The sequence below is a fragment of the Variovorax sp. 54 genome (assembly GCF_002754375.1).
GTDB lineage: Bacteria > Pseudomonadota > Gammaproteobacteria > Burkholderiales > Burkholderiaceae_C > Variovorax.
This window is the reverse complement of record NZ_PEFF01000001.1, coordinates 3,780,741-3,800,605: the sequence shown is the minus strand read 5'-3', so window position 1 is coordinate 3,800,605 and position 19,865 is coordinate 3,780,741. Positions and strand designations below refer to the sequence as shown.

Genomic DNA, 19,865 nt, shown 5'->3' with positions numbered 1-19,865 from the left:
ATCGCTCCTTCAGCGATGAAGCACCGGAGATGCCCATGCAAGGCTGCTACATCAACCTCGAGCGAAGCACCGATCGCCGCGCCGCGATGGACGCGCAGTTGCAACGGCTCGGGCTGACGGGTGTCCGGCGGCACGCCGCCATCGATGCGCAGACACTCGCGCCTGGCAGCGCGCCGATCACGCCCGGCGAGCGCGCCTGCTTTCTCTCGCACACCGAAGCCCTCACCCTCGCGAACCCCGGCGAGGCACTGCTGGTGCTCGAAGACGATGCGCAGCTCAGCGAGGCCCTGCCGGCCGTGCTGCGCAGCGGCGCACTCGCACAGCTCGAAGCCGAAGGCTGCGACATCGCGTTCCTCGAATGCCAGCCCGTGACCTCGACGCAGCACCTGCTCGCGCTCTGGCAAAGCCTGCAACGGCGCCTGCCACCGCAAGGCAGCGGCGCGTCGCGTCACGCGCTGACAGGCATCGACTTTCTCGACGCGCGCACGCTCTACAACTGGGGCGCGGTCGCCTACCTCGTGATGCCGAAGGGCCTGCGCGTGCTGCCCGCATTGCTGCAGGAAGCGCTTGCGAACGGACCTTCGCAACCGTACGACCTGACGCTGGGCAGCTTCCTGCGCGACGGCCGCCTGCAAGGCACGGTGCTCTCGCCCTTCCTCGCCACGCCGGCATGGGGCAGCCATGCCGACAGCACCCTCGGCAGCCCCGCGGAATCGGCGGCGCACGATGTGCTCGGCGGCGCGCTGCGGCGCTTGTTCTTCGCGGGGCCGCTCGGAGGCCTCGACGCGCAGGTTGCCGCGTGGCGGCACGCACCGCTCACCGACGACCCGCAGCTGCGGCTGCTCGCGGACCTGATGGCGCAGCTCTTCGTGCTCACGGCCCGCGATCACGCGCCGCGCTGACACTGCTTTCTCAAAAGTCCGAACAGCCGTTGCGCCGCTCGGTGTTCACGCAACTCAGCAGGTTGGGCCGCGAGCGCACGCGCGACCATTCGCGCGCCAGCACGTCGGCACCCTGCTGTGCGCGGTCGCCGTCGAGCGGGCCGGTGGCCAGGCAGATCGGCGCCTGGCCGATGTTCCGGTCGTACAGGTACGAGGTCAGCGGCTCGCGCACCACGTCCACCGAAGGCAGCAACGGCAGGCCGCTCACGCGCAGCTGGCCCGGCACCACGCGCACCGCGTAGCCCTCGGCCGAGGTGAAGGTGCCGTTGATCGGGTACAGGCCCGTCGGGCTGCCCGGCAGCGCCGCAGAGAACATCGAACCGCTGAAGCCCGCGCCCGTATCGCCGAGGATCAGGCCCGTGAGGCTGTAGATGAAGAACGGGTTGGGCGCCCCCACCGTGCGCGAAGCGTCGGCGATCACCACCGTGGCCGTCGGCTGCTGCGCGTAGATGAAGTGGTTGTCGCCCGGCGTCACGGTCACGGTGCACAGGCCCAGGTAGGCGCAGTGATAGAAGTTGGGCAGCGGCCCCGAGCCGGCCAGACCGCCGCGCGTTTCGCCGACCCAGGTGTCGGCCCACACGCGCCACAGCGCGCCCGAGATGCCGAATCCGCCCGGATTCTGGAAGCGCGCCGCCGCCACGAGGTCGGTGCCGCTGGTGCTGCTGACCGGCGCACCGAGCGTGAGGTCGCCGCTCAGCGTGCGCACGAACACGGTGTTCGCGGCCATCGAATCGGCTGACGTCACCTGCGGCAGGTTGCCCGCCGCGTCGAAGCCCGTGACCGACACCGGCCCGATCGTGACCGCGTTCGCGTCCACGTAGGCAAAGCCGCCCGCCGCGCCGCCGCCGACCGTGGCCACGTCGTTGGCCGGGTTGCGCAAATCGACGCTGCCGTTGCGCGAGCGTGCGAGCAACGCACCCGCGGTGATCGTGCCCGCGCCCGACTGGCTCACGTTGCCCGCCGACAGCAGCCCCAGTGTTGCGGCCGAGACCGGCGCGTTGAGCGCGATGCCACCGCCACCGCCTTCGTTCTGCAAGGTGAGCGCGCCGGAAGTCGAGAGCGCGCCCGCCACCGTGATGACGCCTGCATGCGTGGTGCTGCCCGCGACGATGGTCGGCGCCGACAGCTGCGCGAACTCCGCGCCCGACACCGAGAAGCCGTTGACCGTCGGTCCGCCCAGCACGATGGGCGTGGCCGTGTCGTCCGATGCGGTCATGTTCACATCGACCCCGCCCGGGCGCAGGTCGATGGTGCCGGCCGCGACGACCGGCGCTTCGATGACGATCGAATCGCCGCTGCCGTCGTTGCTCGCGCGCAGCAGCACGTTACCGCTGCTGCGGATGCCGGGCAGCGCGCCCGGCGCAGTGGGCGCACCGCCGGCCTGCAGCACGACGCCGCGCCCGCCGTTCTGCGAACGGCCCGTGACCTCGATGTTGCCGCCGCCGGTGGTGACGAGCTGCGCGCCGTTTTCCAGCCGCACGCCACTGTCTTCGGTGGCGCCGGGCGCCGAGGGGTCGTTGTTGAAGTTGTAGCCGCGCACTGCGATGTTGCCGCTGCCGGTGGTGATGCTGCTGCCGCCGTTGATGAGCACGCCGTGCGCCGCCGCGAAGGTCGACGAGGCCTGGCGCCGCGCCACGCCCTGCACCGTGACGTTGCCGCTGGTGGTGCTGATGGTGCTCGGGCCGAGCTGGCCGTCGGTGATGACCACGCCGCTGTCCCAGGTGGTCGAGGTGCCGAGGATGTCCACGTTGCCGGTGGCGCTGGCGATGCGCGCGCCCTGCAGCAGCACGTCGCCGCCTTCGATGCGCACGTTGCCGCCCGCGCCCGCGTTGCTCTGGCCGACGCGCGTGTCGACCTGCACGTCCTGCGTGAGGATCACGGTGCCGGTGGGCGCGCCGGGTTGGCCGCTGAGCAGCGACACGTTGCCGCCGTCGGTGATGACCTGCCCGCCGTTCAGCCGGATGAAGCCGCTGCCGGGCGTGCCCGTGCCCACCGCGTTCATCGTCACGCTGCCGCCCTGCGTGAGGATGTTGCCCGCGAAGTCGATGAAGCCGCTGCTGCCCGAGGGCGTGCCGTCGGGATTGACGCCGGCGTTCATCACCACGTTCAGGTCGTCGCCGCCGGTCGCGCGGATGGTGGTGCCCGGGGTGCGGGTCTGGATGCCGCTGGCAGCGTCCAGCTGGAGCGTGAGCGGGCCCTTGGAGCCGGTGTAGTTGATGTCCACATCGGGTTCGAGCGTGATGACGCCGCTGCCGCCCGTGCCGGTTCCGGTGGAGATCCGCACGCTGGTGCCGCCGTTGAGCGCGGTGTTGATGTCGCCGTCCTCGATGGTGGAGTTGGCGAGCGCGTCGTACGGGTTGGTGGGCAGCGTGCCGCCGGTCGTGCCGTGGCTGATGGTGAGGTCGAAGGGGTCGATGAACCACTGGCCCGCTGTGCCTGCGGACGCGGAGGCATCGACGCGCGCCCCGCGCAGGTCGAAGCGCCCGGCCGAGGTTTCGATGCGTCCGCCGTTGCCGCCGGCCGTGCCGCCGCGCGCCGACAGCTGGCCGTAGGCGCGCAGCGTCTCGGTTGCTACCACCTTCACGCTGCCGCCGTTGCCCGTGCCCGCACCGGCGTTGGCTTCGAGGCTGGTGTTCTGTCCGATGGCGATGGCGTTGCTGGCCGCAATGTCGATGCTGCCGCCGCCGGTCGCGCCGCTGGCATCCAGGCGTGCCACCGCGGGCGAGCCGTCGAAATTCGTGGCGCCGTCGATCAGCACGTTGCGCCCTTGCACCGAGATGCTGCCGCCCTTTCCGCTGTCGCTGGCCACCGAGGCCAGCGTGCCGACGCTGGTCGCCACGCCGGAGAAGGAGGTGACCAGGCGCATCGAGATGTCGGTGCCCTGCCCGTCGATGGCGATGGTGCCGCCGTCGGTGCGCAGCGCCATCGGCCGGTCGGCGTCGGCCGTGACGGCCACGCCGTAGGTGGGCGTGGTGGAGGGCGTGATGACGATGTTGGGGCCATTGAGCGTGGCGCTGAAGCCTTCGCTGCCTGCATGGCCGATCACATCGATGCGCCGGCCCGCGCCGGCCGAGACCGCGCCGCGGATGGCGACGCCGTTGCCGCCGCCGGCCGACATGTTCCCCGTCGCAAAGCCCGTGTCGGTGCGCAGGCCGTCGAGGTTCGCGCCCTGGCCTTCGATGCGCACGTTGCGCTCGCCGGCGACGGTGGCGTCGTCGATGACAACCGCCGTGCTGGTGCCCACCGCGGCCCCGCCGATGTTGGAGGTCCAGGTCGGGCCCTGCCCCAGGATGCCGATGTCGCCCACGGACTTCAGCACCGCGCCGCTGCCGATGGCCACGCCGCTGCGCCCGTAGCCTGCGAGGCCGTCGAGCTGCAGGCCGCCGGCGCCGGCTTCGACCGTGCCGCCCGTGATCGACACGCCGTTGCTGCCGCGGAAGATGAAGTCGCTGTTGTTCTGGTCGTCGATCCAGGTGCGGCCCTGGCCGCGCATCGTGACGCGGCCGTCGCCGCCGGTGGTGACCTGGCTGCCGTTCATCGAAATGCCGTCGGACAGGGTGATGGCCTCGCCGCCGATCGGGACCACGCCGCCGATGGCGCGGCCGTTCTGCGCGTCGCCCTGGCCGAAGAAGCGCACGTCGCCGCCGTTGGCCGTGATGGTCGCGCCATTCAGCACGATCGCGCCCGCGTAGTCGCTCTCCAGGGAGGGCTGCCCGCTGCTGTTGTTGATGTTCTTCGCGTTGGCGGCGACGAGGCTGGTCGAATCGGCGTTGAAGTCGACATGCAGCGCGCCCTGCTGCGATGCGATGGCCGAACCGTCGTTCATCACGATGCTGCCAGCGGAGTCGATGCGCAGCCGCGCCGTGCCGCCTTCGCTCTTGATGACCTGCGCACCGGCCGCAAACGACACGTCCGCGTCGAACCCGGTGCGCCCGCTGGCCAGCGTCACGTCGGTGCCGCGGCCCAGCGTGTCGCCGACGTTGCCGGCACTCACCGTGCTGAAACCGAAGGACGGCAGCGTGCCGTCATAGGCGGGCACGTCGCCGGCATTGACGATGCCCAGGTCCGTCAGCTTCGCGTTCACCGTCCAGCTGCCGTTGGCGCCGCCCTGTGCGCCGCCGCCCGCGTCGACACGCACAGCCTGCACGCGCACCGCATCGGCCTCGTTCGAGATCGCGCCGCCCTTGCCGGCGCCCGCGCCGCGCGCGGTCATCTCGCCGTAGGCCTGCAGCTGCGAATTGCGCTCGGGCGCCGGATCGGCCTCGCCGACCAGGGCCCGGCCCTGGGCACTGGCCGTGGTGATGGTGCCGCCCGCGCCGCCCGTGGTGGCGTCGGCGCGCAGCACCGAGGTGGACGACAGCGCCACGTCGTAGCCATGCACCGACACGCTGCCGCCGCCGGCCTGGCCGCTGGCATCGATCACCGCGCGCTGGTCGCCGCCGCCCGTGCCTTCGATGCGCACCTGCCCGGCCGCGATGCGGATGTTGCCGCCGCGTTGCCCTGCCCCGCCGGTGGCATCGAGCGTGCCGCCGTTCATCTCGATGCGGTTGTCGCGGCCCGCGCCGAGCACGATCTCGCCGTTGACGTTCTCCAGCGTGCGCGCACGCACCGTGCCCGACTGGTTCACCACCAGCTGGCCCGCCGTGCTGGAGCTGCCGACGAGCATCACGCGCCCGCCATCGGCCTGCAAGGTGGCACCTGCGGCGTTCACCACCTTGGCACTCGTGGCCATGGCGTCGGCCGCGACCACGAGGTTGGTGAGCCCGTCGTTGCCGAGGTCGAAGCTGATCTTGCGGCCCGAGGCCAGCGCCACGGTGCTGCCGTCGGCGACGATGCGGCCGGTGTTGGTCACCTCGGCGCCCATCAGCACCACGGGGCCGCTGGTGGCGGTGAGCACACCCGCGTTGCTCACGACGGCCGTGTTGCCGTCGGGCCGGTCGAACGTGAGCTGGGTGGCGCCGCCGAGGAACTCGGAGTCGGTGGCCTTCAGCCCCAGCGTGGAGGCCACGAGGCCGCCCACGTTGACCGTCGCGCCCTGGCTGAACACCACGCCGTTCGGGTTGACGAGAAACACGCGCCCGTTGGCCGTGAGCTGGCCGGCGATGGTCGAGAGCTCATTGCCCGTGACGCGGTTGAGCAGGATGCTCGACGCCCCCATCACCTGGTTGATGTTGACCGCGTCCTTGGCGCCGATGGAGAAGGTGTTCCAGTTGATGATCGCGCGCAGCGACGACTGCGAGATCCCCAGCGCCTGTCCGCCCGCGCCGCTGGCCGACGTGGAGTTGCCCACGGTCACGCCGCCCTGCGTGGTGTAGCCGTTCAGTCCGAAGCTCGGCAGGATGGTTTGCGCCAGCGCCGGGGCCAGGCCCATGCAGGCGATCGAAAGCGCCAGCGGGCGCAGCGGATGCCGGGGTTGGAAGGTGCGTGGCTTCATGGTCAGAACGCCTTTTGCAGCTGCACGTACAGCCGCGGATTGCGCCCGCCGCCGTCGGTCTGCGCGGGCGGTGTGCCGGCGCGCCAGGCGAGCGTGGCGTTGATCGAGAAGTTGCCCGGGCGCGACCAGCTCAGTCCGATGCCGTAGCCGCGCAGGCTGTGGGAGTTCTCGCCATCGAAGGGCGAGGGATGGCGCGCGATCTTTCCGCGTGCCGCGTCGTAGAACAGGTAGGGCGTGACCTCGTCGGTGGCGGCCCAGCGGTATTCGAGCGTGCCGATCAGGCCCTGGTCCACCAGCAGTTCGCCCGAGGGGTAGGCGCGCACCGCGCGCGCGCCGCCGAGTGCGAGCTTTTCGGAGGCGTCGAGGTTCTTGCTGGCCCACTGGCCGCCGATCGAGAAGTACAGCGAGTGGCGCGGCACGATGGCCTGCAGCCGCGACACCTGGAAGCTCAGCTTGGTGAAGCCGCCTTCGGTGTGGCGCCCGCCGAACTGCTGGTCGGACTGGAAGCTCTGTGGATCGCGGATCGACAGGTCACCGTGGTACAGCGTGCCTGAGCTGGCCCAGTAGCCGCCGCCCAGCACCTCGTCGCGCCGTTCCCAGGCCCAGCCGATGCCGAAGCCCTGCACGCGCTTCTTCGCCGTGAAGTCGACGCCGCGCAGTTCGTCGGTGAGGTCTTTCACGTCGGCCGTGAGGCGCAGGAACAGGTTCTGCTGGCGCTGGCGGATCAGCGGGTAGTTGAGCGACACGTCGAGCACGTCGGCACGGCCGCGCGCGTCGAGGTCGACGAACTGGCCGCCCAGGTCGTAGCTCACGCGCGAGATGCCGATGCCGCCGCGCAGGCCGCTGGTGCCCAGCGGCGCCTCGTAGGACACACGGCCGTACTGCAGCGCGCTGTTGTTCGACAGCAGCAGGCGCGCATCGAGGTTGTCGCCGATGCCGAAGGGGCTGAGCCAGCGCGCCGTGCCGCCCACGCGGTAGCGCCCCGCCTCCTTGGTGCCGTGGTTGTCGGCCTCGGCCGAGAAGGCCCAGCGCGAGCCAGCCTCGACCTCGACCGACAGATCGGTGGTGCCGGCCTGCGCGCCTTCCTGCAGACTGGACGAGACCTTGAGGCCGGGCTGGTCCGACAGCAGCAGCATCGCGCGCTCGTAGGCCGGTGCGTTCACGGCCTCGCCCGGCTGCAGTGCCGCCAGGAAGCCGCGCACGCGCGCCTCGCTGATCGGCGCCTCGGGTGCGACCAGCACCTCGACCTTGCCGAGTCGGCCTTCGATGATGCTGATCTCGACGATGCCGTCGCGCACCGTCTGCACCGGCACCACGGCCTGCGCGAGAAAGTAGCCGCGCTCCTTGTAGCGCGTGGTGATCGCCTGCGCGAGCCCTTCGAGGTCGCCGAGCGTGACGTCGCGGCCGATGTACGGCGCGGTGATCGTTTGCAGCTCTTCGTTGCTCAGCGCCTTCACGCCGTTCAGGCGCAGGTCGGTGAGCTTGAAGCTGCCTGCGCCCGCAGCAGGCCGTGGCGGCGCGGGCAGGGTTTGCGGGGCGACGGCGCCGGGGGCCTGTGCCACGGGGCGGTCGCAGCTGCCGCAGGGGTCCTTGGTGGGAAGCAGCGTGGTGGCTTCCTGCGCATGGGCGCGGGGCACGGCGACCCACAGCGTGGCACCGACGAGCGCCATGGCTGCGAGAGCGACCGGCGTCGGCCGTGGACGAAGGCGGATCTTGTCAATGGCCATGGCAGTTCTTCTTTTTCGTGGGGGCCGCCGCGCACGGCCGCCCGAAGCGGCCGGACCGCCCCCGGTAGGGGGTTGGCGGACCGACACGAAGTGCGGGGAGACTGGGGGCGAGCAACATTTCTAGCTCCCCACGGTGAGACGCCAGTTGCCGATCAGGTTGAACGGCGCCCAGAAGAAGGGGTGGGACATCTTGGGGTCCTTCAGCACGGCCAGCTGTCCGGCCTGCATGGCCTTCTGGATGTCGCGGCCCTTGGCGAGTTCACCGTACAGCGTGCCCATGAGCACGGCGGTGGCGTCGTCCGACACCGGCCACAGCGAGGCGATGAGGCTGGAGCTGCCGGCCGAGAGGAACGAGCGCGTGAAGCCCAGCACCTCGTCGCCCTGCGCGATGCGGCCCAGGCCCGACTCGCAGGCCGAGAGCGTGACCAGCGCCGTGCCTTCCATCGGCAGCGCGAGGATCTCGTGCGCTTCGAGAAAGTTCTGCTTGCCGCCTTCGTTGGCCAGCAGGATGCGCGAGTACAGCGGATCGACCTCGTCGGCCTCGGCGTGCGCCGCCACGTGCATCAGCGGCGAGCGCGAGGCCACGTCGCGGAACTGCGTCTTGGTGGCGGCGGCGCCCATGTACACCGTGTTGCGCGGGAACAGCTGCGCGAGCTGCTTCACCTCGGTCTCGGCGCCGGGCAGGTCGTACTTGTCTTCGATGCGCGGATTGCCGAAGGCCGTGAGCGACGCGTTCACGCGCGGTGTGCGCTGCGCCAACTGCACCGCGATGCTGATCGACGGCGCCACCGACACCGGGTGCGTCTCGATGAGGTAGCGACCGTCCAGGCGCAGCGCCTGGAACGGCAGGTAGTGCAGCGGCCCATGCGGCACCACCACCACGCGCTGGCCCGGCACCAGGCCCAACGGGCCGAGCAGCGCGGCGCCCAGCTTGTCGGCGTTGGTGATGGCGGCGCGGCGGCCACGCACGATCGAATTGCGGAAGGTCTCGACGAGTTCGGTGAGTTCCTCGCGCTTCACCGGAATGCGTTTCTCGGTGATGCCGTCCGGGCCCACGACCCAGACCATCAGGCGGTCGGGCAGCGCGTGGAACTGCACCACGCGCTCGTCGGCCGCCAGCGTGCGCTGCAGCGCGGCCACGCCGACCATGCCGGCCGACGACTCGCTGAGCTTCGCGCGGCCGCGCACCGCATCGAGCAGCGCGCGCGAGCGGCTGTGCTCGCTGACCTCGAAGGCCCGCGTCGGATCACCCGCTTCGCTGTACACCGCCACGCCGCGCTCGAACACCGACTGCAGGTCGGAGAACAGGCCCATCTTCACTTCTTCGCTGCGAAAGCGCGCGCGCACCTGGTCGACATCGGCGAGCGCGCGGCCCGCGGCGTCGGCCGCGGCCTGCTTCTGGCCCAGCGCGAGTTCGCTGCGCGCCACGCCGTCCCAGGCCCAGAGCCGGTAGTAAGCGGTGTCGGTGCCAACCTGGCGCGTGGTGAGCGCGCGGTATTTGTCGCGTGCCTCGGCCGGCTTGTTCTCGGCCAGCAGCAGGCGGGCGCGCGTGCGTTCGAGCTGCGCGGCCAGCGGTGCTTCGCGCGGCTCGGCCATGCCGCCGAGCACCTGGCGTGCGCGCACCGCGTCACCCGATTCAATGAGTGCGTTGACGAGCGAGGCCTGCACCAGCGGCGCATAGCGCGGCGAGCTGTTGGCCAGTGCCTCGTCGTAGCTGAGCACCGCGCCGGCGAAATCGCCGCGCCGCGTGCGCACGTCGCCGATCACTTTCTGCACCGGACCGACCACCAGCTTGGGGTCGCTCGCGGTGTGGCGCAGCGCTTCGCGTGCGAACTCCTCGGCCTTTTCAAGCTGGCCCGAGTAGCTGTAGACGATCGCCAGGTCGCGGTTGGCCACCGCGCGCAGGTTCGGGTCGCTGGTGGCGTTGGCTAGGTGCAGCGCCTTGCTCGCGGCGCGCACGCTCTGGCGGAACTCGCCCGCTTCGGCCAATGCGACCGCCTGGCTGCAGTACTGATAGCCCGAGAGCTTGACCGCATCCTGCCCGTAGAGCACCGCGCCTTCGCTGGTCAGCGCCAGCAGCGTGTCGGTGTCCGCCAGGCGCGCCTGCGCCATCCGGTCGGCCGCGGCTTCGGCATTCGGACCACCCGCTGAAGCAGCGGGAGCAGAAGGTGGTGGCGCGGGTCGTTGCGCCAGCGCTGAAGGACCGCCAGGGCCCAGAAGCAAGACACCCACCAGGCCGACCGCGCCGGCGAGACCGGCACGGCGACGCGCCGGATGCGTACATCCCCATCTCGAAAACCACGCCATGGAACCCCCTCGACCCATGCACTCGCTGCCGCGAACGCTCGACGCCGCGGGAGTGCGCGCCGTTCAGGCCTCGTGGGAAAGTCTAGGAGCGGGTGTTCACCTCGCCTATTCGCAATACGGTCTAGCGCAAATGGCGTAGCACTATGCCGGGACGCTGTCGATGTTGACGCGGTCCCAATGCCGGTGCTTCGCGATCGCCGCAATGAAGTCCTGCGCGATCTGCGTCGCCGCAGTGGCGTCGCCCAGGTTGGTGACAGGCGTCTCGGCCACCACCACGCCCGCCGGTGCCTCGCCTTCTGGCGTGACGCCCAGCGTCGCGAGCAACTGCACGCCCTCGCCCACCGCGCAGATCGCCTTGCAGTGCTTGTAGGCCTCGAGCACGAAGTGGACGGCATCGCCCTGCGCGGCAAGCGCAGCAGCCCCCTCGGCACCGGCAGGCACGAGCACGGCGTCGAACATCACCGAGGCGGTGTTCGTGAAGGTCATGTCGATGTCGATCTGGCGTTTCGACGCGCTGGCCACGGTGCCGAGCTTCGGGCCCACCACCTTGCACTGCACGCCCACCTGCTCCAGCGCGTCGCGGATCGGCTTGAGCGACGCCGAATCGACGCCGTCGGCCACGAGGATCGCGACCCTGCGCGTGCGCACCACGCCGTCGGCGCTGCCATCGCTCATGCGCAATGCGGGCGATTCGTCGATGGGCATTTCGATGCGGTATTCGCGAAAGCCTGCATACCCTGCGGCCGCCTTCGCATCGGGCTCGCCGATGCCCAGCGGCTCGGCCACACGGCGTGCGAGTTTCTCGTCGACGTGTGCGAGGTTGTCGACCATGCGCTGGCGGATGGCGGGCACTTCGAGCTTCGAGAGTTCGAAGCGGAAGGCCGCGACGATGTGTTCCTTTTCGGCCGTGCTCTGGCTGTTGAAGAACAGGCGTGCCTGCGTGAAGTGGTCGTCGAACGACGGGCTGCGGCGCCGCACCTTGGGCGACTCGATTTCTTCAGGGAACGACTGGAAGCCGTGGCTGCCGCCGTCCACGCGGAACTCGGTGCCGCTGCCCAGGGTGTTGGGCTCGTAGGCGACCTGGCCGCGCGCGATGGTCTGGCGGTGCATGCCGTCGCGCTGCATGTTGTGGAACGGGCATACGGCCTTGTTGATCGGCAGCTCGTGGAAGTTGGCACCGCCCAGCCGCGAGATCTGCGTGTCGGTGTAGCTGAACAGGCGCCCCTGCAGCAGCGGGTCGTTGCTGAAGTCGATGCCGGGCACGACGTGGCCCGGGTGGAAGGCCACCTGCTCGGTCTCGGCAAAGAAGTTGTCGGGGTTGCGGTTGAGCACCAGCTTGCCGATGCGCTGCACGGGCACCATCTCTTCAGGAATGAGCTTGGTGGGGTCGAGCAGGTCGAAGCCCAGCGACTCGGCCTTGTCGGGCGCGATGATCTGCACGCCCAGTTCCCATTCGGGAAAATGGCCCTGCTCGATGGCCTCCCAGAGGTCGCGGCGATGAAAGTCGGGGTCCTTGCCGGCGATCTTCTGTGCCTCGTCCCACACGAGGCCGTGCACGCCGAGCTTGGGCTTCCAGTGGAACTTCACGAAGTGGCTTTCGCCGCGTGCGTTCACGAAGCGGAAGGTGTGGACGCCGAAGCCTTCCATCATGCGAAGGCTGCGCGGAATGGCGCGGTCGCTCATGGCCCACATGAGCATGTGGGTGCTCTCGGGCATGAGCGAGGCGAAGTCCCAGAAGGTGTCGTGCGCGCTCGCGGCCTGCGGCATCTCGTGGTGCGGCTCGGGCTTGACGGCGTGGATGAGGTCGGGAAACTTCATCGCGTCCTGGATGAAGAACACGGGAATGTTGTTGCCCACGAGGTCGTAGTTGCCCTCGCGTGTGTAGAACTTGACGGCAAAGCCGCGCACGTCGCGCACGGTGTCGGCCGAGCCGCGCGAGCCGGCCACGGTCGAGAAGCGCACGAACACGGGCGTCTTGGCATCGGGGTCCTGCAGGAAGTCGGCGCAGGTGTACTGCGACATCGACTGGTAGACCTGAAAGTAGCCGTGCGCCGCCGAGCCGCGCGCATGCACGGCGCGCTCGGGAATGCGCTCGTGGTCGAAGTGCGTGATCTTCTCGCGCAGGATGAAGTCTTCGAGCAGCGTCGGCCCGCGCACGCCCGCCTTGAGCGAGTTGTGGTTGTCGGGAATCTGCAAGCCCTGGTTGGTCGTCAGGTGCGTGGGGTGCTCGGTGGTGAAACCGTCGAGCTGCAGCTGCTTGGCGTTGGCGCCGTCGCCCGTCTTGGCGGTGCTGGCGCGGCGACCCGCGGCGGCCTTGTTCTGGGGAGACATCGGGGTTCTGGGCATCGATGCGGGCCGGCTCAGCCGACCTCGTTGCTGTTGCCGCTGCCGATGAAGATGTCGAGCACGTTCACCACGGCGATCAGGCCGATGCAGCCGGCGACGGCGGCCACCGCCCAGATCAGGATGTCGTCGCCCCAGGTGCCCATGAGCGAATCGAACAGTGCTGAGATTTCCATGGTGTCTTCCCTCCGAGAAAAGCGGGGCCGCATGCCGGCGAATCCGCAAAGGGGAAGCTTAGGTGCGGCCCGGTGCGCGGGCCGTAGTGGCCGCCCCTCCCCGTCTGTGGGAGAAGGTGGGCGTCCCCGGTAGGAGGGCGCCGACAGGCGAGCGCGTCAGGCGCCCGGGTCGAGCACGCGCTCGCTGGGCCGCGCGAAGTAGAACCACTCGGCGCCCGGCAGCGCCAGGGCGTTCGGGAACACGATGAAGCCGTCTTCGGGCGCGCTGACCAGCGTGCCGTCGTGCCGCATGCCGACGGGTTCGCCGCGCTGCACGGCATCGAAGGTGGCCCAGTCGCGCACGAAGCTGTCGTCTTCGTGCAGGCGGTCGGTCACGCTGGCCAGGCGCAGCAGCTGGGGCGGCTGCGGGGGCGCGGCCAGCAAGCCCGGCGGCAGCGCCGCCATGCCCAGCTGCGCGAGCGTGCGGCGAATGGCGCGCCACGCCACCTCGGGTGCCTGCGGGTCCTGGTGCTGGCCGCATTCGAGCGTGACGCCGTAGCCGCCGCAACTGCGGATGTATTCGTTGGTGCCGCGGCCGAAGTCGATGGCGGCCTCGTCGACCGCCGCGCCGCGCTGCGCAAGGCCGGCGGCGTAGATGTCGAGCCAGCCCTCGACGACGATGGGCGTGCCGATGTGCAGCGCGAGCCGGCCTTCTTCCTGCGCGCGCGCAAAGGGTTCGAGGCTGCCGCTGTTGTCGCGCGGGCCGATCATGGCGAAGGCCTCGCCCTCGCTCTGGAAGGAATGCAGGTCGAGCAGCACGTCGTGGCGCGCGATGACGGGCGCCAGCCGGTTGGTGATGCGGCCTTCGTAGTCGGCAGGCGTGTCGCTCGGCCGGAACAGGCGGTTGAGGTTGCGCTCGCCCTCGCGCTGCAGGCGGCGCCGTGCGAGCGGGTTGGCCACGGGCACGAGCGTGAGTTCGCCGCGCAGCAGTTGCAGTGCGCCGGCCTCGAACTCGGCCAGCACGCGCGCGATGCCCTCGGTGCCGCAGGTCTCGTCGCCATGCACGCCGCCGATCACGAGCAGCCGCGGACCGGGGTTCAGCGACGCAAACGCATGGAGGCGCAGGCTGTCGGTGGCCACGCTGGCAAAAGGATCGGAGGACATGCCGGGATTATTGCTGCGGCTTTTTCCTGAACGCAAAAAGGCCCTTGTCAGGGGTGCATGGGGTGCGCGGGGTCCGTGCACAGGACACCGGGTACGTCCCCCGCCGGCGGGAGCGCGCCCCGAAGAACAGGGCGCGGAAAAAGAAACTTACGCGCCGACCGTCGCCAGCTGCTGGCGCATGTCGCGGATCACCGCGCCGTAGTCCTTGGCGTTGAAGATCGCGCTGCCCGCCACGAAGGTGTCGGCGCCGGCCGAGGCCACGCGGGCGATGTTGTCGGCCTTGATGCCGCCGTCGACTTCGAGGCGGATGTCGCGCCCGCTCTGCGTGATGCGCTTGCGCGCCTGCTCGATCTTGCGCAGCGCCGAGTCGATGAAGCTCTGGCCGCCGAAGCCGGGGTTGACGCTCATGATGAGGATCAGGTCGATGTCGTCGATGGCCCAGTCGAGCGCCTCCAGGCCCAGCCCCGGGTTGAACACCAGCCCGGGCTTGCAGCCCGCGGCCCGGATGGCCTGGATGCTGCGGTGCGTGTGGGGCGATGCGTCGGGGTGGAAGCTGATGTAGTCAGCGCCCGCTTGCGCGAAAGACGCGGCCAGTGCGTCGACGGGCTGCACCATCAGGTGCACGTCGATCGGCACGGGCGTGCCGTCGGCGGTCTTGGCGTAGGGCTTGAGGGCCTGGCAGATCATGGGGCCGAAGGTCAGGTTCGGCACGTAATGGTTGTCCATCACGTCGAAGTGGATCCAGTCGGCGCCGGCCGCGATCACGTCGGTCAGCTCCTGGCCGAGGTGCGCGAAGTCGGCGGAAAGAATGGAGGGCGCAATGCGGAACGGGGTGCTGCTCATAACCCCGGATTCTCGCAGCCGACGGAAACCCGAGGAAAGGCCTCCGTTACCATGCGCCCCATGTCACACAGCCCCTTCAGCGTACAGGTCGAACCGCGTTACCTGGCCGACCAGTCCTCGCCCAAGGACAACGTCTACACCTTCTCCTACACGATCACCGTCACCAATGTGGGCGCGGTGGGCGCGCAATTGATTGCGCGCCACTGGCTTATCAACGACGCCTCGGGCCATCCGCAAGAGGTCAAGGGCCTGGGCGTGATCGGCCAGCAGCCGCTGCTGGCACCGGGCGAATCCTTCCGCTACACCAGCGGCTGCCGCCTGCAGGCGCCCAGCGGCACGATGCACGGCAGCTTCTTCGTGGTGACCGAGGAAGGCGAGCGCTTCGACGTGCCCGTTCCCATGTTCGTGCTCGAAGCCGACGTTGGCGGCACCCCCGTCTCGCGCGTGCTGCACTGAGCGCACGGCCCTTCCCTTTTCTACGCTCCCCCATGGCTGCCGCATCGCGCGACTTGCAGGGGCTGCTTGCCGGCCTCGACCCCACGGCCGATGTGGCTCAGCGCCACATCTGGCTCATCAACCTCTTCGACTGGCTGCGCGGCGACCGTGCCTCGCCGCAGGCCGCCATCGGCCGCGTGCAACTGCTGCTCGACGCCGTCGAGGCGCGGCCCGAGCTGTGCGAACGGCTGCGCGCCTGGTGGCGCGCGTTCACGCAGGCGGTCGACCTCACGGCGCTGCTGGCCGACTACGGCTTTGCACCGCGCACCGCCTTCCTGAGCGAGTTCGGCGAGCGCATGCGCCGCAAGATACTGCCGGGCACGCCCGAGACCACCGACGCCTCGGACCTGTTCCGGCTGGTGCTGCCCGGCGTGTTCGACGCCGGCTGGATCGCGCTGCTCGACGACACGCAGCTCGCGCGCATCGGCGCACTGCTGTCCGACGCCGCGCCCGCGCACGACGGCTCGCCGCGCTGGCGCCACACGGTGATGGACGCGGTCACCTACTGCTGCAGCCAGGTGGTGGCCACGGGTTTTTCGCCCGAGCTGCGGCTTCGCATCAGCCCCGAAGCGGGCGAGGCGCGCCCTTTTCATGCGCTCATGTCCGACCTCGACGCGCTGCGCGAGCAGATGTTCGCGCAGCCGCGCAATGAAGACGCGCTGCAGGCCGCCTTCGTCGCCTTCCGCGACCGGCTCGACGCCTGCCGCTCCAGCGCCTCGTCGGTCTACACGCACCTGGAAGACAACGGCATCTCGGTCGGACTGGTGTTCCGGCTGCGCCAGCTGCGCGAGCGCGTGTTGCGCATCCGCGAGCTGCTCGACTGCCTGATCTCGCCCGTGCCCGGGCCGAGCATGGCGCGGCTGGTCGGCAAGCTGGTGCTGGCGGGCGGCGAGCGCAACAGCATCCGCGCGCTGATCGCCTCCAACTCGTCGATGCTCGCGGCCAAGGTGACCGAGCGCAGCGCCGAGACCGGCGAGCACTACATCACCCGCGACCGCCGCAGCTACCTGCAGATGGTGAAAAAGGCCGCCGGCGGCGGCGCGTTCACGGCGCTGACGGTGCTGGCCAAGTTCGGCATCTACGCGCTGGCGCTGTCGGCCTTCTGGAGCGGGCTGGCCGCGGGCCTCATGTATGCGGCCAGCTTTGTCGCGATCCAGCTGCTGCACCTCACGCTGGCGACCAAGCAGCCGGCCATGACCGCGCCCGCCATGGCAGCGCGGCTGCGCGACATCAAGTCGGACGAGGCGGTGAACCAGTTCGTCGACGAGGTGGCCAACCTCGTGCGCTCGCAAGTGGCGGCCGTGCTGGGCAACGTGCTGCTGGTGGTGCCCGCGGTGGGCCTGCTGGTGTGGGGCTGCCAGGCCGCGCTGGGCCGGCCGCTGCTGGACGCGGCCCATGCGGCCTCGACGCTGCATTCGCTGTCATTGCTCGGCCCTACCGCGCTTTTTGCGGCATTCACCGGCATCCTGCTGTTTTCGTCCAGCATCGTCGCCGGATGGACAGAAAACGCCTTTGTCCTGCATCGCCTGGACTCCGCCATGCGTTACAACCCTCGCATCGGCGCCTTTCTCGGTGCCGCCCGGGCCCGTCGCTGGGCCGCCTTCATGCGCACACACATCTCAGGCTTCGCCTCCAACATCTCGCTGGGACTCATGCTCGGACTGCTGCCTGCGTTCGCGGGCTTCTTCGGGCTCGGGCTGGATGTGCGCCATGTCACGCTGTCGGCCGGCCAGATCGCGGCGGCGGCAGCATCCATCGGGTTGCCGGCACTGCACCAGCCGGCCCTGTGGTGGGCGGTTGCGGCGATCCCGGTGATCGGCGCGCTCAATGTGAGCGTGAGTTTTTATTTCGCTTTCCGGCTGGCGCTGCGCGCGCACAGCGTGAGCCTCGGTGACCGCGCCCGCATCCGCAGCGCGATCTGGGCCCGCTGGCGCAGCCGGCCGGTGAGCTTCTTCCTGCCTACATGAACCTGACCGCCTTCCTCGCCGAACTCCAGGGCTTCTGGGCCGAATGGGCGCGCCCCTCGGCCGGCCTGCCCACCGTGCTCTGGGCCCTTCTGGTGGCCGTCGCCGCCGCCTCCGGCCACCTGGTGCAGCGCTACCTGGGGATGCCGAAGGTCATCGGCTATTCGGTGGTGGGCGCGGTGGTGGGTTTTGCGGGCTTCGAGGGCGCGATCTGGCCGCTGCGCGGCATCAGCCTGTTCCTGCTGGAACTGGGCGCGGCCGTGGTGCTGTTCGAGGCGGGCGGGCGGTTGCCGCTGCGCTGGTTCCGCCACAACCCGATGGTGCTGGTGCAGAGCCTGCTCGAAGCGAGCCTGACGTACTTCGGCGTGTACTGGGTCTTGATTCTGCTGGGCCTGCCCGACCCGGTGGCCAACCCCATCGCGCTGATGGCGATCGTCGCCTCGCCGGCCGTGCTCAGCCGCGTGATCATGGACACCCGCGCCGCCGGCCCGGTGACCGAGCGCGCCATGACGCTGGCCACGCTCAACACCTTCTATGCGCTCACGCTGGGCTACGCGCAGGCCGGCCTGATCGAGCGCGCGCCGCAGTCGCTGATGCTCAAGCTCTACCCGGTGGCGGTGGTGCTCGGCATGTCGTTCGTGGTCGGCGCGATCATGGCGCTGGCGCTGCGCTCGGCGCTGCGCGTGATGAGCCCGAACAGCGAGAACACCTCGATCCTGCTGCTGGCGATCATCGCGGCGGGCGCGGCGCTCACGGCCCACATCGGCGGCTCGGCGCCGCTGGCGGCGCTCATCGGCGGCGTGCTGCTCAAGACGCTCAACCCCAAGCCCTGGGCCTGGCAACGCCAGCTCGGCACCGCCTCGTCGCTGCTCACCATGCTGATGTTCGTGCTGGTGTCGATGGTGGCGGCGCAGGCCGACTGGACCCTGCCCGTGGCGAGCGTGGTGCTGGCCGTGATCGGCGTGCGCCTGGTCACCAAGATCTCGGGCGTAGCCATTGCCAACCCGGGCAGCGGCGCCAGCTGGAAGCAGGCCTTCTGGGTCGGCTGCGCGATGACGCCGCTGTCGTCGATCGCCCTGCTGATTGCCTCCAATTTCGCATCGGCCTCGCCGCTCCTGGGCACCATGATCACGCAGGTCGCCCTGCCCTCGATTCTGCTGATGGAAGTGCTGGGCGCCGTGCTCGCCACCGTGGCAATCCACGCCGTGGGCGAGAGTTCGGTCCCCTGGACGCCGCAGGCCTTCAGCACCACGGAAGACACGCAGCGATGAGCAGCAACAGCAACCCCACCAACTCTCCGATCGATCCGGACAGCGACGACGTGCGCTCTGCGCCGCTGCCCGCCGACCCGGCGAGCCGCGCCGTCAAGCTCGAGCCCTTCAACAAGTCCGAAGCGCTGTCGCTCGGCGTGGAGCTCGAGCTGCAGTTGGTCAACACGCACGACTACGACCTCGCGCCGTATGCCGAAGACATGCTGCGCCTGATGGCCCAGACCCCGCTGCCCGGCAGCGTGGTGCCCGAGATGACGTCGAGCATGATCGAGATCTCGACCGACATCTGCCATTCGGCGCAGGACGTGATCACGCAGCTGTCGCCGATCCGCGAGGCGCTGATCAAGAACGCCGACAAGCTCAACATCGCGGTGGTCGGCGGCGGCACGCATGCGTTCCAGCAGTGGCACGAGCGGCGCATCTACGACAAGCCGCGCTTTCGCGAGCTGTCGGAGCTGTACGGCTATCTGAGCAAGCAGTTCACCATCTTCGGCCAGCACGTGCACATCGGCTGCCCCGACGCCGATTCGGCCTTGCTCATGCTGCACCGCATGTCGCGCTACATCCCGCACTTCATTGCGCTGTCGGCCTCGTCGCCGTTCGTGCAGGGGCAGGACACCCAGTTCGACTCGGCGCGCCTGAACTCGGTGTTCGCCTTTCCGCTCTCTGGCCGCGCGCCCTTCACCACGAGCTGGAAGGAATTCGAGGCCTACTTCGAGCGCATGACCCGCACCGGCGTCGTGCGCAGCATGAAAGACTTTTATTGGGACATCCGTCCCAAGCCCGAGTTCGGCACCATCGAGATCCGCGTGTTCGACACGCCGCTCACCATCGAGCGCGCCGCCGCGCTCGCAGGCTACGTGCAGTCGCTGGCCGCATGGTTCCTGCAGGAGCAGCCCTTCGAGCCGTGCGAGGACGATTACCTCGTCTACACCTACAACCGCTTCCAGGCCTGCCGCTTCGGCCTGGACGCGGTGTATGTCGACCCGGCCACCGGCCAGCACATGCCGCTGCGCGACCACATCCTGATGACCATGACCCAGCTCGAATGGCACAGCGAGGCGCTCAACGCCACGCAAGCGCTGGGCGAGCTGCGCACCAGCGTCGAGGCCAACCGCAACGACGCGCGCTGGCTGCGCGAGAAGCAGGGCAAGGAACGGCTGCTGGCGGAAGTCGTGCGGCAGGCCTCGCTGCGCTTTCGCGGCGCGGCCTGAGTCAGTC

At 69.8% G+C, this 19,865-nt stretch carries 12 protein-coding genes; 5 read left to right on the top strand and 7 right to left on the bottom strand.

The window, feature by feature from the left end; all coding sequences use genetic code 11:
• Nucleotides 1–35: 35 nt before the first annotated feature.
• Nucleotides 36–902, top strand: coding sequence for a glycosyltransferase family 25 protein (locus CLU95_RS17600; RefSeq protein WP_180288629.1), 867 nt, complete (start codon nt 36–38; stop codon nt 900–902).
• 10 nt (nt 903–912) lie between these two features.
• On the opposite strand, the gene CLU95_RS17595 is transcribed toward CLU95_RS17600, so the two are convergent.
• The 7 genes from CLU95_RS17595 to rpe all read right to left on the bottom strand — a co-directional run bounded on the left by CLU95_RS17595 (nt 913) and on the right by rpe (nt 14,914).
• On the bottom strand, nt 913–6,375 hold the full coding sequence (locus tag CLU95_RS17595) for a two-partner secretion domain-containing protein (RefSeq protein WP_099794800.1): 5,463 nt from the start codon (nt 6,373–6,375) through the stop codon (nt 913–915).
• A 2-nt stretch (nt 6,376–6,377) separates the two neighbouring features.
• The gene (locus CLU95_RS17590; protein WP_099794799.1) at nt 6,378–8,102 is read right to left on the bottom strand and encodes a ShlB/FhaC/HecB family hemolysin secretion/activation protein; all 1,725 of its coding nucleotides are present in this window, start codon (nt 8,100–8,102) and stop codon (nt 6,378–6,380) included.
• Between the two features lie 120 nt (nt 8,103–8,222).
• Complete coding sequence (locus CLU95_RS17585; RefSeq protein ID WP_257214652.1) at nt 8,223–10,214, bottom strand: CHAT domain-containing protein; 1,992 nt, start codon at nt 10,212–10,214, stop codon at nt 8,223–8,225.
• 336 nt (nt 10,215–10,550) lie between these two features.
• The gene (locus tag CLU95_RS17580; RefSeq protein WP_099794797.1) at nt 10,551–12,740 is read right to left on the bottom strand and encodes a catalase; all 2,190 of its coding nucleotides are present in this window, start codon (nt 12,738–12,740) and stop codon (nt 10,551–10,553) included.
• Nucleotides 12,741–12,769: 29 nt separating this feature from the next.
• Nucleotides 12,770–12,928, bottom strand: coding sequence for a hypothetical protein (locus CLU95_RS30925; protein ID WP_167481191.1), 159 nt, complete (start codon nt 12,926–12,928; stop codon nt 12,770–12,772).
• A gap of 156 nt (nt 12,929–13,084) precedes the next feature.
• A complete protein-coding gene (locus CLU95_RS17575; protein WP_099794796.1) occupies nt 13,085–14,071 on the bottom strand; it encodes a succinylglutamate desuccinylase/aspartoacylase family protein in 987 nt (328 codons plus the stop codon).
• Between the two features lie 147 nt (nt 14,072–14,218).
• Nucleotides 14,219–14,914: a ribulose-phosphate 3-epimerase gene (gene rpe / locus CLU95_RS17570; protein WP_099794795.1), complete on the bottom strand. Its 696-nt coding sequence runs from the start codon at nt 14,912–14,914 to the stop codon at nt 14,219–14,221.
• Nucleotides 14,915–14,974: 60 nt separating this feature from the next.
• On the opposite strand from rpe, the gene apaG reads away from it, so the two are divergent.
• The 4 genes from apaG to CLU95_RS17550 are packed head-to-tail and all read left to right on the top strand — an operon-like array spanning nt 14,975 to nt 19,858.
• Nucleotides 14,975–15,370: a Co2+/Mg2+ efflux protein ApaG gene (apaG, locus tag CLU95_RS17565; RefSeq protein ID WP_099797361.1), complete on the top strand. Its 396-nt coding sequence runs from the start codon at nt 14,975–14,977 to the stop codon at nt 15,368–15,370.
• Nucleotides 15,371–15,402: 32 nt separating this feature from the next.
• Nucleotides 15,403–17,376: a site-specific recombinase gene (locus CLU95_RS17560; protein ID WP_099794794.1), complete on the top strand. Its 1,974-nt coding sequence runs from the start codon at nt 15,403–15,405 to the stop codon at nt 17,374–17,376.
• Nucleotides 17,373–18,644 carry a cation:proton antiporter gene (locus tag CLU95_RS17555; RefSeq protein WP_099794793.1) on the top strand — a complete coding sequence of 424 codons (1,272 nt, stop codon included), beginning with the start codon at nt 17,373–17,375 and terminating at the stop codon, nt 18,642–18,644. Before CLU95_RS17560 ends, CLU95_RS17555 begins: the two co-directional genes overlap by 4 nt.
• A complete protein-coding gene (locus CLU95_RS17550) occupies nt 18,641–19,858 on the top strand; it encodes a YbdK family carboxylate-amine ligase (protein ID WP_099794792.1) in 1,218 nt (405 codons plus the stop codon). Before CLU95_RS17555 ends, CLU95_RS17550 begins: the two co-directional genes overlap by 4 nt.
• The last annotated feature ends 7 nt before the right edge of the window (nt 19,859–19,865 follow it).